13 protein-coding genes are annotated in these 14,757 nt (G+C 59.4%); 5 read left to right on the forward strand and 8 right to left on the reverse strand.

Annotation, left to right across the window (positions count from 1 at the left end):
- Window positions 1–44: 44 nt before the first annotated feature.
- The 6 genes from ACP7BE_RS02425 to ACP7BE_RS02450 are packed head-to-tail and all read right to left on the reverse strand — an operon-like array spanning window position 45 to window position 6,879.
- Window positions 45–1,679, reverse strand: a complete 1,635-nt coding sequence (locus ACP7BE_RS02425; protein ID WP_095039211.1) for a BatD family protein — start codon at window positions 1,677–1,679, stop codon at window positions 45–47.
- The gene (locus tag ACP7BE_RS02430) at window positions 1,676–3,418 is read right to left on the reverse strand and encodes a VWA domain-containing protein (RefSeq protein ID WP_426104585.1); all 1,743 of its coding nucleotides are present in this window, start codon (window positions 3,416–3,418) and stop codon (window positions 1,676–1,678) included. Before ACP7BE_RS02430 ends, ACP7BE_RS02425 begins: the two co-directional genes overlap by 4 nt.
- Window positions 3,415–4,488, reverse strand: coding sequence for a vWA domain-containing protein (locus ACP7BE_RS02435; RefSeq protein ID WP_095025859.1), 1,074 nt, complete (start codon window positions 4,486–4,488; stop codon window positions 3,415–3,417). The genes ACP7BE_RS02430 and ACP7BE_RS02435 overlap by 4 nt, the downstream gene beginning before the upstream one ends.
- Window positions 4,481–4,975 carry a DUF4381 domain-containing protein gene (locus ACP7BE_RS02440; RefSeq protein ID WP_095000550.1) on the reverse strand — a complete coding sequence of 165 codons (495 nt, stop codon included), beginning with the start codon at window positions 4,973–4,975 and terminating at the stop codon, window positions 4,481–4,483. Before ACP7BE_RS02440 ends, ACP7BE_RS02435 begins: the two co-directional genes overlap by 8 nt.
- Window positions 4,972–5,916 carry a DUF58 domain-containing protein gene (locus ACP7BE_RS02445; RefSeq protein ID WP_095000549.1) on the reverse strand — a complete coding sequence of 315 codons (945 nt, stop codon included), beginning with the start codon at window positions 5,914–5,916 and terminating at the stop codon, window positions 4,972–4,974. The genes ACP7BE_RS02440 and ACP7BE_RS02445 overlap by 4 nt, the downstream gene beginning before the upstream one ends.
- A 3-nt stretch (window positions 5,917–5,919) precedes the next feature.
- Window positions 5,920–6,879 carry an AAA family ATPase gene (locus tag ACP7BE_RS02450; protein ID WP_016780594.1) on the reverse strand — a complete coding sequence of 320 codons (960 nt, stop codon included), beginning with the start codon at window positions 6,877–6,879 and terminating at the stop codon, window positions 5,920–5,922.
- Window positions 6,880–7,631: 752 nt separating this feature from the next.
- Here ACP7BE_RS02450 and ACP7BE_RS02455 point away from each other — a divergent pair.
- From ACP7BE_RS02455 to ACP7BE_RS02475, 5 genes are all read left to right on the forward strand, one after another.
- Window positions 7,632–8,357 (forward strand): DUF1120 domain-containing protein, encoded by a 726-nt coding sequence (locus tag ACP7BE_RS02455; protein WP_095000548.1) that lies wholly within the window; start codon window positions 7,632–7,634, stop codon window positions 8,355–8,357.
- Between the two features lie 120 nt (window positions 8,358–8,477).
- A complete protein-coding gene (locus tag ACP7BE_RS02460) occupies window positions 8,478–9,212 on the forward strand; it encodes a DUF1120 domain-containing protein (RefSeq protein WP_095000547.1) in 735 nt (244 codons plus the stop codon).
- 126 nt (window positions 9,213–9,338) lie between these two features.
- Window positions 9,339–10,034 (forward strand): fimbria/pilus chaperone family protein, encoded by a 696-nt coding sequence (locus ACP7BE_RS02465; RefSeq protein ID WP_315263810.1) that lies wholly within the window; start codon window positions 9,339–9,341, stop codon window positions 10,032–10,034.
- A gap of 96 nt (window positions 10,035–10,130) precedes the next feature.
- Window positions 10,131–12,491, forward strand: a complete 2,361-nt coding sequence (locus tag ACP7BE_RS02470; RefSeq protein WP_426104590.1) for a fimbria/pilus outer membrane usher protein — start codon at window positions 10,131–10,133, stop codon at window positions 12,489–12,491.
- A gap of 13 nt (window positions 12,492–12,504) precedes the next feature.
- Window positions 12,505–13,101, forward strand: coding sequence for a fimbrial protein (locus ACP7BE_RS02475; protein ID WP_095000544.1), 597 nt, complete (start codon window positions 12,505–12,507; stop codon window positions 13,099–13,101).
- A gap of 29 nt (window positions 13,102–13,130) precedes the next feature.
- On the opposite strand, the gene ACP7BE_RS02480 is transcribed toward ACP7BE_RS02475, so the two are convergent.
- Window positions 13,131–13,874, reverse strand: coding sequence for an amidohydrolase family protein (locus ACP7BE_RS02480; protein ID WP_426104593.1), 744 nt, complete (start codon window positions 13,872–13,874; stop codon window positions 13,131–13,133).
- 150 nt (window positions 13,875–14,024) lie between these two features.
- The gene (locus tag ACP7BE_RS02485) at window positions 14,025–14,381 is read right to left on the reverse strand and encodes a hypothetical protein (RefSeq protein WP_095000542.1); all 357 of its coding nucleotides are present in this window, start codon (window positions 14,379–14,381) and stop codon (window positions 14,025–14,027) included.
- Window positions 14,382–14,757 lie beyond the last annotated feature (376 nt).

Consider the following 14,757-nt stretch of genomic DNA (forward strand, 5'->3'; position numbering starts at 1 on the left):
GCAGGCAGCCCGTTCGCTCAGGCGGTTCAGGGGCTGCCTTGAATTTATTTGGGGTAAAGCGGCGGCAGGCTGCTCGGCTCGGCGCTGTCTTGCTGCTCGCGCTCGGCGGCAGGAATACTGCGGATGGCCTTCCACAGTTCTTCGCCTTGCCAGTGCTGGCCGGTTTCGCTGTAGAGCGCCCCATTGAGGCCGTCGAGGGCATCGGACAGTAATACAAAACGAGCGGCCATGTCGGCCAGGGTTTCCGGCTGTTGCCGCGCCCAGGCATCCAGGGCCTGGCGGGTGGCTTGCGGGTCGTTGGCCAGGCTCGCGCGCTTGAGGTCGTCCAGCAGGGTGCGCGGGCTCGGGCCGGTTTGCGCGGCGCGCAGGATTGCCGGTTGCCAGCGGGCACGCCACCACAGGCCCAGGCTCGCCAGGGTGGTGAATGCCAGGAACAGGGTGCTCAGTTGCCAGATCCACAGCGAAGACGTTTCGTTCAGGGCTGCGGGTGTGCCGCTGGCAGGCGTGTCCACGGCCAGATTGGGATTGGCCGCCGCCATCAGGGTGCGGGCGGGCAGGTAAGTGCGCTCCAGATGATCTTCGTGGGTGTTCCACCACACCACTTCGACTGCGGGCAGTTCAATCTGGCCAACCCGGGTCGGGACCAGTGCTTCGCGTTCTTCGCGGCTGCCGATCAGGCCGTTTTCGGTGATCTGGTTGCTCAGTTGCGGCAGGTCAGGGTAGCGCCGCAGGCCGTTGACATCGGTGGCAGGCAGGGGCGGCAGCTGGGCGCTGGACAGGCCTTCGGCCTTGAGCGTGAGGGTGCGGGTCAGGGAGTCACCGACGAGTGTATGGTCAGGTTCCGGGTTCCAGGTTTCGCTTATGCTCAGGCTGCGCGCAGGCAACCAGGGAGCCGTGGCTGGCCAGGCGTCGGGCTTGGGCAACACGTTCAGGGGGATTTCAGCCGAGGTTACGTGGACCATCTTGCCGGGTGTTGGCCCCAGCGGGGCAGGGGCCGTGGCTTGCTGGCTGTCGACCTGGGTGGCGCTGAAGGTTTGTGCCGGGATGATCAGTTCGCCGCTGCGCTGCGGGTAGATGCCGTAGCGGCGTTCGATCACACCATGGCGCACGCCGTTGATAAGCTTTTCATAGGTGCGCGACTCGCCCAGTTGCTCGACGATGGCGTCGTCCAGGTGCAGGGTGGTCAGGCTGCTGTCGTCGTACAGCGCTACGGAGTGGTAAATGCGCAGGGTCAGCAGCGCCTGTGCCTGCACATAGACCTTGGGCTGGTCGAGGCTGGCCTCGATAAACACCGGTTCCAGTTCGCTTTCGCTGGCCACGCTCTGGGTCACGGTGAGGGTGATCGGCTGGCTGTGGTAGTCGCCGATTTGCAGTGACGGGATGATCACCGTGCCGGTCTGTCTGGGTTGCAGGGTGATGATCCAGCGGGTGGTGCCCTTGTTGTCGTCGCTGAGGCTGTTGAGCTGGTTGACCTGGCGAGTGCCGCGCACTTCGAACAGCCCGTCCAGCGGGGTGAGGTCGGGCTTGCCGAACTGGGTGACGTCGTCGGATTCCAGGGTCAGTTCGACGGTTTCACCGGAGTTGAGCTGGTCGCGGTCAACACTGGCGATCAGGCCCAGGGCGTTTGCCGGCAAGGTCCAGCAACACAGCAAAAGAAGCAAAACACAGAGGCGGTTCATTTGGGCGTGTCCTGATGGAGCTGCTGTTCGTACCAGAATTTGCGGCGTAACAATTCGGCAGGGTTGTCGGGGATCTGTCTGAGCCATTGTTCCAGGGCCTGGCGTTGTTCTTCTGCAGTCTGGTTGGCGGCCGGAGCGGGCGGGCGCGTGGTGGGCCCGTCGTCCGGTTCGCCGTCGGCGTGCGGAGCAGTGTCGGGGTCGAGCTGCTCGTGCGGCGCAGGCTCGGTGGTGGAGCTGGTGGCCGAGCTGTTGTCTTCATTGCGGGTGCTGCTGCTGGTGGCACCCTGTGCGCTGCTGCTCAGCGGGGTTTCAGTCTCGGCTGGCGCGGGCGGCTCGGGAGGGTGTTCGGCTTCGGCTTCAGCTTCGGCCTGGGCGCGTTGCTGCTCGATCAGCTGTTCGACCAGGGCTTTGTTCTGTGCCGCAGCCTCCAGCTCGGGTTGCAGTTCCAGCGCCTGTTCCCAGGCATCGATGGCCGCTTCCAGCTCGCCGTTCATGGCCAGTGCATTGCCGCGATTATAGTGCGCGCTGGCGCTGTTGACTTCGGCAAAGCGTCGGGCTGCACCCGCATAGTCGCCTGCCCGGTACAGGGCCACGCCCTGCCAGAGCGGGTCAGTGAAGTGTTCCACGGCCAGCAGCGGCTTGTTTTGCTGCAACAGGCGCAGGCCCTGTTGGTCGGGACGCAGCCACAGGTCGGTAAAGCTCATGGCCTGCGCCGGCTGCGGTTGCAGCATAAACAGCAGGGGCAGGCAGAACAGCCAGCCACGGCGGCCCGCGCAGGCCACCAGCAGCAGAAGCGGCAGCAACAGCCAGTAACCCTGGTCGGCCCAGGTATCCAGTTGCAGGGTCTGGCCGTCATTGCGCAGGTTGCGCGGGCCGTCGAGCAGGCCCAGGCCGCGCAGGTCGTTGTCATCCAGACGCGCCTGGCGGTAGCGGCCACCCACATCGAGGGCAAAGGCGCGCAGGCTCGGGCTGTCGAGACGCGGCAGGAGAATGGCACCCTGGTCGTCCTGGAGAAACTGCCCGTTTTCATCCACCACGGGGGCGCCTTCGCGACTGCCAATACCCAGTATCAGCAGTTGCGGTGCATGGCCGCTCAAGGCCTGGCGGATGCCGTTGCGCTCCTGTTCACTGAGCGATGAGGTGATCAGCAGCAAGCGGCCCTGGCCCAGTGCGCTCTGATCCAGCAGTTCAAGGGCTTTGCCAATCGCCAGGTCGGCGCGATGGCCCGGCTGCGGCATGATCGACGGTTTGAGGGCTTCAAGCAGGTTGCGGCTGGTGGCCATGTCATCGGACAGCGGCACCAGGGTATGGGCGCTGCCCGCGTAGACAATCACGGCGGTTTGCGCGTCGCTGCGGTTTTGCAGCAGGTCGTAGATTTTGCGCCGTGCCTGCTCAAGACGGTTGGGCGAACTGTCGGTGGCGAGCATTTCGGGGGTCAGTTCGAGCATCACCACCAGCGGGTCTTCGGGTTTCTGCGAGGACTGCTCGACGCGCTGCCAACTGGGCCCGAGCAGGGCCAGCAGGGCCAGCAGCCAGCCGAGTCCGAGGGCGATCCATGGCAATTTGCTGCTACGCCCGCTGCCGCCGCTGAGCAGCACCCGATGAAAGGCCGGCGGCAGGATTTTCTGCCAGCGGCCCGCGCGTTTTTCCCGGTGCCAGCGCTGCCACAGCAACCAGCCGAGCAGCGGCAGGATGAGCAGCCATTCGGGGCGGAACCAGTGCGGCCAGAGCGTGCTCATCGACGCCTCCGCAGGCGCAGGCGTGTGAGGCGCGCACGCCAGTCAGGATGTTGCTGCAGAAAATGCTCCTTGCTCAGCCAGCGCTGCACAGGGTTGTTGGGCCACAGTTCGCGGATCACCAGCAGCATACTGAGCAACAGGGCCGCGGCCAGCGGCCAGCTGTAGAGTGCCTGCGCCGGACGCGCCTGGGTCGGTTGTTGGGCCACAGGCTCCAGTTGGTCAAGGGTGTCCTTGATGGCCGCCAGCTCACCGCCGTTGCGGGCGCGGAAGTAGCGGCCACCGGTGACTTTGGCGATTTCTTCGAGTGCCGGCTCATCGAGGTCGACCCCGGGGTTGATGCTGAGCAGGCCCTTGCTGCTCTCGTCCGGGTCTGCGCCGATGCCGATGGGGTAGATTTTGACTCCCTCTTCGGCAGCCAGGCGAGCGGCGGTCAGCGGGTCGATATGCCCGCCGTTGTTGGCGCCATCGGTAATCAGGATCAGCACCCGGCTTTGTGCCGGGCGTTGTCGCAGGCGCTTGAGGGCCAGCCCAATGGCGTCACCGATGGCGGTGTTTTTACCGGCGATGCCAATGCGAGCTTCGTCGAGCCAGGTATGCACGGTGTGGCGGTCGAAGGTCAGCGGCGCTTGCAGGTAAGCCTGGCTGCCGAAGAGGATCAGGCCGACGCGATCGCCCTCACGGTTTTCGAGGAACTCGCCGAGCAGGTTTTTGACCAGGTCCAGGCGGGTTACGTCTTCGCCCTGCCATTGCATGTCGGGGTAGTCCATCGAACCCGAGACATCCACCGCCACCAGCAAATCACGGCCGCTGGCGGCAATCGGCAAAGGTTCGCCCAGCCACTGCGGGCGGGCAGCGGCCGTCAGCAACAGCAGCCAGAGCAGGACATGGGGAATTTGCTGGCGCCAGGAAGGCAGGGTGGCGCGGGCCTTGCGCCGGGTCAGTTGTTCAAGGTCACTCAAGAAACTGACCTGCAGCGCCGCCTCCCCGCTGTCGGCAGGCGGCAGCACCAAGCGCATCAACCAGGGCAGGGGCAGCAGGATGAAGATCCACGGCCAGGCAAATTCAAACATGTTTGCGAATCCAGGTTTCGACCGCCTGATTGAGCCCGGCAATGGCCTTGTCGTCGAGCTTGCACTCGGGCTTGTAGGCACCTTCGACCAGCACCATCCAGCGGGTCAAGCCGGCAGCCGGGCAGCGGTTGTCCAGGAACGCCAGCCACTTGCGGCCATTGAGGGTGTGGCTCTGGCTGTAGGGGTAGTGGTTGCGGCACAGGCGCTTGAGCAGGCCGTTGAGCTGTTGCAACCAGGCGCCGGCCGGTGCGCCATCGTAGGGTTTGGGGAAACGGGCCAGTTCTTCCAGAGCAGCCAGGCGTACCGGGTCGAGCGGTTGTTCGGTGCGTGCCGGCAGGCGTTTGGCGGGCAGGTAGCGACGCAGCCACCACAGGCCCCATCCCAGGGCGGGCACCACGAGCAATAATAGCCACCAGCCCGGCGCTGGCGGCCAGATGCCGAGTGCAGGCGGCAGGATCAAGGGTTGCAGTTGTTCAAGTTCTTTCATGAGGCTTTGCCGGGGCGTTTGGCGTTCAGGTATTCGCGCAGCTGTTCGACCATCTCGCTTTGAGTGCTCAGCGGCATCAGCAACACCCGCAGTTTTTGCGCCAGCAGTTCCCAGCGGGCGATGCGGGCCTCGGCCTGGGCGCGGTAGGCCTGGCGCAGATCATAGTTGAGGGTGTCCAGTTCCAGTTGCGCGCCGCGCTCGGCAAAGCGCAGCAACCCTGCCGCGGGCAAGGCGTGGTCGAGAGGGTCGGACAACGGCAGCAGCATCAGGTCGCAATGGCGTGACAGCAGGCTCAGTTGCTGCTCGGCGGCGTCGGTGAGGCCGCGTTCATCACAGATCACGATCACCAGGCTGCCGGGGCGCAGTACTTCACGGGCGCGGATCAGGGCCATGCCCAGCGCGTCGCGGTCCGATTGCACTTCGGTGTGCAGCGACTGGTTGACCCGCACCAGGCGGTTCAGCAGCTGCAGCAGGCTCTGCTTGCTGCGCCGCGGCTTGATTTCGTAGTGTTCATGGTCGCCAAACACCAGCCCGCCAACACGATCGTTGTGGCCCAGGGCGGCCCAGCCGATCAGGCTGGCGGCCTGGGCGGCAAGCACCGACTTGAACATCAGCCCCGAGCCGAAAAACAGCCGCCGGCTTTGTTCGGCAAGGATGAAAATTGGCCGCTCGCGTTCCTCATGGAACATCTTGGTATGCGGTTCCTGGGTACGCGCCGTGACGCGCCAGTCAATGGTGCGCACATCGTCACCGGCCTGATAGACCCGCACCTGATCGAAGTCGACCCCGCGTCCGCGCAGTTTCGAGTGATGCAGGCCCACCAGCGGGCTGCGCTGGCTGGGCGAGGCGAACAGCTGCACTTCACGCACCCGATGGCGCATCTCGATCAGTTCCGCAAGGGTGACGCGGATGCCGGGCTCGGCGGGCAGGGGGGTGTTCATGGGTCAGGCAACGGCCACGACGTCGAGGATGCGTTGCACCACGCGGTCCTGGTCGATACCGGCGGCTTCGGCTTCAAACGACAGGATGATGCGGTGGCGCAGCACGTCAAACAACACAGCCTGGATATCTTCGGGGCTGACGAAGTCGCGCCCGGCCAGCCAGGCATGGGCCCGTGCGCAGCGGTCCAGGGCAATCGAACCGCGGGGGCTGGCGCCGTAGGCGATCCACTCGGCCATTTCCGGGTCGAACTTGCCCGGGGTGCGGGTGGCCATGACCAGTTGCACCAGGTACTCCTCCACGGCATCGGCCATGTACAGGCCGAGGATTTCCTTGCGCGCGGCGAAGATGGCCTGCTGGCTGACCCGGCGCTCGGGCTTGGTTTCCCCGTTAAGGGCTTCGCCGCGTGCCTGCTGCAGAATGCGGCGTTCGACGGCGGCATCCGGGAAACCGATTTTGACGTGCATCAGAAAGCGGTCGAGCTGGGCTTCGGGCAGCGGGTAGGTGCCTTCCTGCTCAATGGGGTTTTGCGTGGCCATGACCAGAAACAGCGGCGACAGCTCATAGGTACTGCGCCCGACACTGACCTGGCGCTCGGCCATGGCTTCAAGCAGCGCCGATTGCACCTTGGCCGGGGCGCGGTTGATTTCGTCTGCCAGTACCAGGTTATGGAAGATCGGCCCTTGCTGGAACACGAAACTGCCGGTTTCCGGGCGATAGATCTCGGTGCCGGTGATATCGGCAGGCAGCAGGTCGGGAGTGAACTGGATTCGATGGAACTGCGCTTCAATACCTTCTGCCAGCTCCTTGATGGCCTTGGTCTTGGCCAGGCCGGGGGCGCCCTCGACCAGCATATGGCCATCAGCGAGCAAGGCGATCAGCAGACGGTCGATCAGTTTTTCCTGACCGAGGATCTGGGTTGAAAGAAAGGTTCGCAGCGCCAGTAGCGCTTCACGATGTTCCATCGATGACTGTTCCTGAAAAGGACACCGGCGGCGCAGAAATTACACCGGGGCTGGGGGCGTTACTTTAATCCATTGGAGGCATTGCGGACTAATGGTGGTGGGAGTTTTTGTAGGAAAATACTTAAATATGCTCGGTTGTTGAGAATGGTGCTCATCTGTGTGGGGCTTGGAGGGGATGTGAGGGATAAACGTGGGGGCAGACGCTGCACGAGTCCTTAGCGGATACAAAGGGGGTGGGCACCCTCGACATGTTTCGCCAGTCATGCCGCACAGGCATCGCGCGGCCCTTACAAGTGTGTTTGGTTGAACTTGGAAGCGGGTGTCTTAGCGATGCAGGATGGCCCCGGGTTAACAGCGTGTCCCCGGCTTGTTATATAACAGTTTGATCCAGTTACTAATATTGGGCGGGCGTGCATAAAGAGGCGGATGTTCTGCCGGGCAGAAAGTTTGCGATAGGTTCGCTCAAAGGCTAAGCATAACCCTTTGCGAGTTGGTTTGACTGGGCGGGCTTTGCCTGGTGGATCAATAAAGATAGTTAGCGTGCTTCTTTTGTCGGAGATTAAAGCATTATATTGCGAGGTGTATATAAAGTTTGCCTGGATAAACTACGGGTGGTAAGGGGGGTGTATTATTTTTCCTGAAAAAAACACCTGCCTGAATCTCATCTATAGTTATTTCAGGAGCATTCTGTAGATGAGATGGAGTGGAAATAGCTTTGTTGGCCGATCAAAGACAAACCGAGTAGTTGAGCCATGATCAAACAGCCGAATTTGAAATGTGTTTCATTAACTGCCTGTGCGATTGCCATGCTGACAGTGACCTCCACACAGGTGTTGGCCGAAACCGTAGATTTAACGGTGGTAGGCACCATTAGTCCTGCAGCCTGTACCCCTGCGTTAACTGGCGGTGGCATTATCGATTACGGTGTTATTAGCCCTTCCACGCTCAGTCCCACGGCGCTGACTGTCTTGCCAATAAAAACGCTAACATTCAGCATTGCATGCACGGCGCAGGTAAAAGTAGCCTTGTCGGCTATCAATGGCCGCGTCAATACGGCGGCCGGTGTGGCAACTCCTGGCACCAACAGCGATGGCCTTACCCCTGTAACGCTGTTTGGGGGGACTACTACCGGGGTTGCAGGGTTAGGCCTTGATTCTGTAAACAGTGCAAAAATTGGCGGGTATGCAGTGCGCATTGATCCTGGCTCAGTTATTGCTGATACGAACAGTGTGCTCAGTCTGCGTAAAACTGTAGCGGCGAGTACCTGGATCAATGATTCGCAGTCGGGTGATTTGTATGATCCCGCCACCACGCGACTGATTTCCTGGGCCGCCGCCAGTACAACCGTCCCTGTCGGAATCACTAACCTGAGTGGCACTCTGAGTGTTCAGGCCTACCTGAATAACTCGACGCAGCTCAGTTTAAATCACGTCATCACGTTGAATGGTTTGACCACCATTGAATTGAGCTATTTATGATGGGTTGATTCGGCTTCGTGGAAGCTGGCTTGTATGGGGGGCAGGATAGGGGGGCGTACGTATGACTTTATGTCGGTATTCTGGACGTGATTCAAGACTGAATATCGGGTCGGCGGCCATATGATCAAGTCTCACTATTCGTTTGTACTTGCCCCGGGCATGTTAATGTTTTTAAGCCTGCCAGTGCCGGCAGAAACTGTAAGTGTGAGCATTATCAGTGCGTTGGCTCCTACCGCCTGTACTCCGACGCTCACTGGAGGGGGTGTTGTCAACTACGGGACTATATTGGCCAGCCAATTGAGTGCCACTGTGTTTACCGCCTTGCCCATCAAGCAGATAGGTTTGACGATCAGTTGTAATGCGCCGGCCAAGGTGGCAATCAGGACTCTTAACAGTCGGGTAGGTTCTTTGGTGGGGGCAACCGAGAGCGCTCAAGGGGTCGGGACAAACCCAGTGGCATTGTTGGGCGTTGCCAGTGGTTTTCCTGTTGTTGGGTTGGGTTTCGATATTGACGGTACAACTAAAATTGGCGGGTACGCAGTAGGCACTGTGGGCGGCAGCTTCACCAGTGATAATGGTCCGGTTGATATTATCGGTCAGCGCTCGGCGACTACGCCAACAACTTGGGTTAGTCAAAATGTCAGTGCCAGTGCCGGCAGTTCTCTTTATACATCTTTCAGTAATCAGTTTAAGTACGTGTCGTGGGCCAGTACGGGCACGTTAATCCCGGTAGCATTCATGACACTTAGCGGAACGCTTCAGCTTCAAGCTTATTTGAACAGGACTACGGCATTCAATTTTAATCATCCTATCCATTTGAATGGGTTAAGTACGCTGGAAATTATCTATTTGTGAAGTATCGGTTGCTCAGTGTGTTTAAGTAATGCCTTGTTCCATGCGGGCGCTTTTACCATGCCTTTTTGATTGGTTTTTTATAGGTGCGTTGGTCATATAACGACTTTGTCGTAGGGGTGATTATTTATGAAGCTATTACAGTTGTTTGTAATCTTTTGCATTGCTTTATTAGCATCGCTCTCTGCCCATGCCACCGGTATGGTGCCTGAAACATCGGTTGTAATCGTCGAGCAAAGTGATGGTGAGGGGGCCATTAACCTGAAAAATACCGATGACGTCCCCATGTTGCTCTTAACGAATCTGCAAAATATACCCGATGATAGCCAAACGTTATTGGCTGTTACGCCTCCTGCTGCTCGTGTCGAGCCCGGCAAATCACAGCGTGTACGATTTATCGTGACCGCCCCGCAGCCGTTGAAAACAGAGCGTTTGAAACGGGTTGTATTTGAAGGCGTACCACCACAGGGCAAAGGCGCAAACGTAGTGCGCATGACCTTGCGCCAAAATTTGCCGGTGATTATTCGCCCTGCCGGCCTGGAAAAAGACCTGGCGCCCTGGAAACACCTGATCTGGACGCTGAACGGCAGCAACCTCACTGTCAACAACCCGTCTGCGTATGTGGTTCGGTTGGGACAAGGCGTAAGAACACTGCCGGGTAATGCCGATTGGGTTTTGCCAAACAGTTACATCCTTCCAGGGCAGACGCTGACCCTGCTGGCACAGCAGGGCAGGTCCGTGGGTGCTGTCCAGCAGGTAAGGATTTCCCCGGCAACAACCTGGGGTTATAGCGTTGATACTTATGATGCTGCATTGAGCAAGTAAAACGTGATTCTGATATTAAACACCTCACCTGAACTCTCTCAATGGTTAATCCGTTCATTGGGTTTGGTGGCCGCATTGACTGTTTTTACGACAGCCATGGCAACTGAAAGTGAGCAGGCTGAGGGCACTCTATTTGATGTGGAGGCGCTGAAGTCGAGGGGGGTTGATCCACGAGTGGGTGAATTGTTTCGAAATTCCCCGCGTTTTTTGCCCGGCGAATCCACTGTCGCGTTGACTGTCAACGGCTCTGCCCGGGGCAAGGTCAAGGCCCTTTTTGATCAAGACGCTCAGCTGTGCGTCGACAAGAGTTTTTTGAAGGCCGCCGGCCTGATAACGCCGTCAGGGTTTCCTGATAAGACGCCCTGTTTTGATTTGAAAACAGCATGGCCTCAGACCGAGTGGCATATAGATCCGGGTGAGAGCCGGGTCGATCTGGTCGTGCCCCCAGAGGCCGTTTCTGCACCGGGGGCTGCGGATCAAAATTGGAATCACGGCGGTTTCGCCGGGATGTTCAATTATGATGCCTCGTATCTGGACTCTGCCGGTGCGGGAGCAGGCGTCAACTTCCTGCAAGTGAACACCGAGGCCGGTTTCAACCTCAGCGACTGGATTGTGCGCAGCCGTCAGTCGTACTCGCGTCTGGATGGTAAGGGTACTCTGCAGTATCAGGCCGCTTACGCGCAGCGCACGTTTGCCGAGCGCAAAGAGGTGTTGCAGGCTGGTCAGATCAGTTTATCCAACTCGATGTTCGGTACGGGGCAGGTGATGGGCTTTCAAGTGTTTCCGGAGGCTGCCTTGCAGAATAACTGGGGGGGCGCAGGGCTGGTTGAAGGTTTTGCGGACAGCCAGTCGGTTGTTGAAGTTCGACAGTCCGGTGCGCTGGTCTACACCACGACTGTTCCGACAGGCCCTTTCAGGCTGCAGGGCTTTCCTTTGCTCAACACGCGTTCTGACCTGAGTGTGACTGTCATTGGCAGTAACGGGGACAGGCGCCAATTTATCGTACCGTCTTCGGCCTTGTTGTTGAGTGGTCCTGCCGTAGCCCCTGGTTTGTCGTATGGTGTGGGGAGGCTCGACCAGCAAGGCAGCAGTGAATCTCCGCTGATCGGCACTGTTGCCAATGGCTGGCTGCTGAACCCCATGACCACGCTGAATGCCGGATTGCTGGGCTCATCGCCTTATCGTGCACAAGCACTTGGGCTGAACAGTCAGCTGTTGAGCACGACCGCTCTATTCGCCCAAGTGACCCTGGCGCAAGATCAAAAGCACGGTGACAAAGGGATTTCTGGTCTTGTGGCGTTGAACCATAACCTGACCGAGCGTATCGGCCTGAGCCTGAATGCCTCACAGCAGACAAGTGGCTATCGTGAGCTGAGCGACGCTGTGCAGCGTGACGATGGTAACACCCTGAGCCGCAGTCAGCGTCAGATTGGTGCCGGTGTCAGTTGGTCCCAGGAAACGCTCGGCACTATGTCGCTGTCCGTGAGTCGCAGCACCGACTCCGATGGCGCCAGTACCCGCTATTTGCGCGGTGGCTGGAGCAAGGCTTTTGGCAGCGTCTTTGTGGGGGCCAGTCTGGAGTACGACACAGGCTACCAGAACAGTGACGTTGACAGTCAGTACAGCGGTTCGCAGAAGCGCTTCTATTTGACGGTGAGTATCCCGTTAGGCCAGGGGCGCAACCTGAACAGTTACCTTAATAACAGCAGCAGTGGCAGCCGTCTCGGCACCCGTTTCAGCGACCGCACCAACCGGGATTTTGGCTGGAGTCTGGCCAGCGAGCGCGATTTTGGCAGTCGGCGTACCACCGGTACGGGCAGTCTGGATCTTGTCACGCCAGTGAGCCAGCTCAGTGGCAGTATCAGCAGTGATAACAATCACTATACAACCTGGTCGGCGAATGCCAGTGGCGGGGGGGTTGTGCACGACAAGGGCATCACCTTTTCTCCCAACCGTATTGGTGACACCTTTGGCATTGCCAAAGTAGGGGAGGAGAGCGGTGTGCGGATGGACACGCCCGGTGGCCCTGCCTGGACCGATAGCCGCGGTTATGCAGTGCTGCCGAGCCTCACCGGCTACCGGCAATCGACCATTCAACTGGATACGCGCACCTTGGCTAAAAATGTTGATATCAGCAACGCCTGGCAGGATGCTGAGGCTGCGCGCGGCTCGGTGAATTACGTGAACTTTGATGTGGTACGGACTCGTCGGGCGCTGGTTGCGGTGACGGACATCAAGAACCAGCCGTTACCCTACGGTGCCAGCATTTTTGATGACGCCGATCACTTTGTCACCGTGGTCGGGGAACAAGGCAGCGTATTTATCCCGGACGTCACGGCCAGAGGCAGATTTGTTGTTCAGCAATCCGGCAGCACGCTCTGCTCGTTTACATTGGCATTGCCGCAGAAAGCCGATGTGAGCGGATTTTATGAAACGGCCAGTGCGGTGTGCCGTTAAAAAGGAGGGTGTCATGAACCGGTTTATAACGACAGGTCTGCTGTGGGGGGTATTGATTTATCCGGGCGTGGCGATGGCTGACTCCGAGATCCCCGGGGCTGGCATCCAGCCAGCTTTACCGGCGGATACTCGCTGCAGCCTGTCTGCCGGGGCACCGGTGATTGATTATGGCAGTCAGTCACGAGGGCAGCTCCAGGTTGGGGATAACCCCCAGGCCCTGTCGTTGGGCAAGCGCACACTGATGGTGAATATTGGCTGTCCTTTCCCCCAAAACATGCGTCTGGCATTGCGCGGGGCGCAAGGGGTAAATGGTGATTTGCTCCATGGCGATCGTGGCAGTGTCAACGTCCTGGTGCTGGATGCGCAAGTCGATGGTCAGGCGGTGTTGTTGTCAAGAACCACGCCAGACGGGGTACTGCAGGGGGGCGCAGAGACCGGCTTGCGATTGCAGCCTGGGAATAACTTCGCTGCCACGCAAAATGGGCATTTTGTTCAAGGTAAAAGTTTTACTGCGCGGATTGAAATTGAGCCCGTTTTTCCTGAAAGCGCTACACGTGTGTCTGCCCGACAAACGAGTGAATCACTCTTGATCCTGGAACTCGTGAAGTAAGCCCGCAACCGGCGAGCCTGCCAGGGGTGTTATTGATAAAACGTTCTGGCGTTATGCCACAGGGCTTTGTGTGCGCCGTCTTCGCCAAGGGCCTCTACCAGCAAGGCGATATCGTTGTCCTCAAAGGCACGTGGCGCCCGGGTTGATGGCAGGTCCGTAGCAAACATCAGGGCGTCGGGGTTGATGCTATGGATCTGTTGCAGTACTTGCGGCACGGCAAAATCAACCCGGCCAAAACCGCAGGCCTTGATCCGCACGCCGTGCTCCGCCAGGCGCAGCAGGCTGGGCAGGCCCTCATGGCTTATACCCAGGTGGTCGATGCTCAGCGCCGGCAGGCGTCGCAACCGGTCTTCCAGCCCTGACAGTTCCCGTGAGTCAACGTACAGCTCGGAATGCCAGCCCACTTGTTCATGCACGCGCATGGCCAATGATTCGAGCTGGTCAAGTTGTTCGGAGCCTCCGCGCTTGAGGTTGAAGCGCAGGGCGCGGATGCCCTGCCGGCGCAGGGTCTGCAGCTCGGCATCGGTGACACTGGCGGGCAACTGGGTCACGCCCACAAACCCCGGGCCTAAACGCTTGAGTGCAGCGATCAGGTAGCTCTGGTCGTAGCCCTGAAAGGAACCCGATACCACGGCACCGCCCACGATACCCAGGGGGGTGGCCCGGGCCAGGTAGTCATCGACACTGAAGAACTCGGGCACATAGCCATTGTTGGGAATCAGCGGGTAGGCGCTGTCAATGATATGGCAGTGGGCATCGAAGATCGGGCGCATGGTGGTGAGCTCCAGTGGAAGTGTATGACTGTGGGAGCGAGCCTGCTCGCGATGGTATCAGTGCGCTGGGCCAGACAGATCGCATCGCCTGCATCGCGAGCAGGCTCGCTCCCACAATGTGCCCTGCAAGACTCCCTTCCTCATGGAGGATTAATTCAGCTCGCTGATATAGGTACCGGTGCCCTTGAGGATGTTCTGCAGGGTCTCTTCGACTTCGCCAAGGTCTGCCGCAGGGGTGTTGTGGAGGATTTCCAGGTGGTCATCGCCCTTGAGAACGTCCGCATCACCCGCGCCGATTTCGATCAGCAGGCGGGTAGGGCTCAAGGTGACCTTGACGCCGTCCAGGGTCGAAGGCTCGTCTTCCAGGGTGATTTCCAGCTCGTCTTCGTCCGGGTAACGGGTCATCAGAAACATTTCGCCGCTGTCGGTGTGGCAGCACAGCATGGCCATATTGTCTTCTTCGTCGTCGCACGGGTTGGCGAGCAGGTGGTCGGTGGTCATTTGCATGGGTAATTCCTGGCGCTCTGGGCGCGGGTAGGTCGATCAGAGGCCAATTTTGCCAGCCTGAACCGATTTGTGCAGGTTTGAATGGAACAACTGGGCAAATGGTCAGTCATTTCTGTTGCTCGCTACGGAAACTACGGTGCTTTTATGAAGGTTTTTCGCTTGCCGATGCTAGGGTTGTTCTATGTCCGCCCTGGCGGTTGCGTCCCGATGACCGAATATGTCGCCGCACCGTAAGCAGGCCGTACAGCGCAATCGTTAAGCTGCGCGGTGATTGTTATCTCTAAAGACACAGCCTGTTCAACCGGCAGTCGTTTTTGTAGATCACCATCCTTGCAGGTGAATGTGACCCGTGGGTCACGGCCAGCTTCACCTCCTC

Source organism: Pseudomonas sp. TWR1-1-3 (assembly GCF_049896805.1).
In the GTDB taxonomy this organism is placed as follows: domain Bacteria; phylum Pseudomonadota; class Gammaproteobacteria; order Pseudomonadales; family Pseudomonadaceae; genus Aquipseudomonas; species Aquipseudomonas bubulae.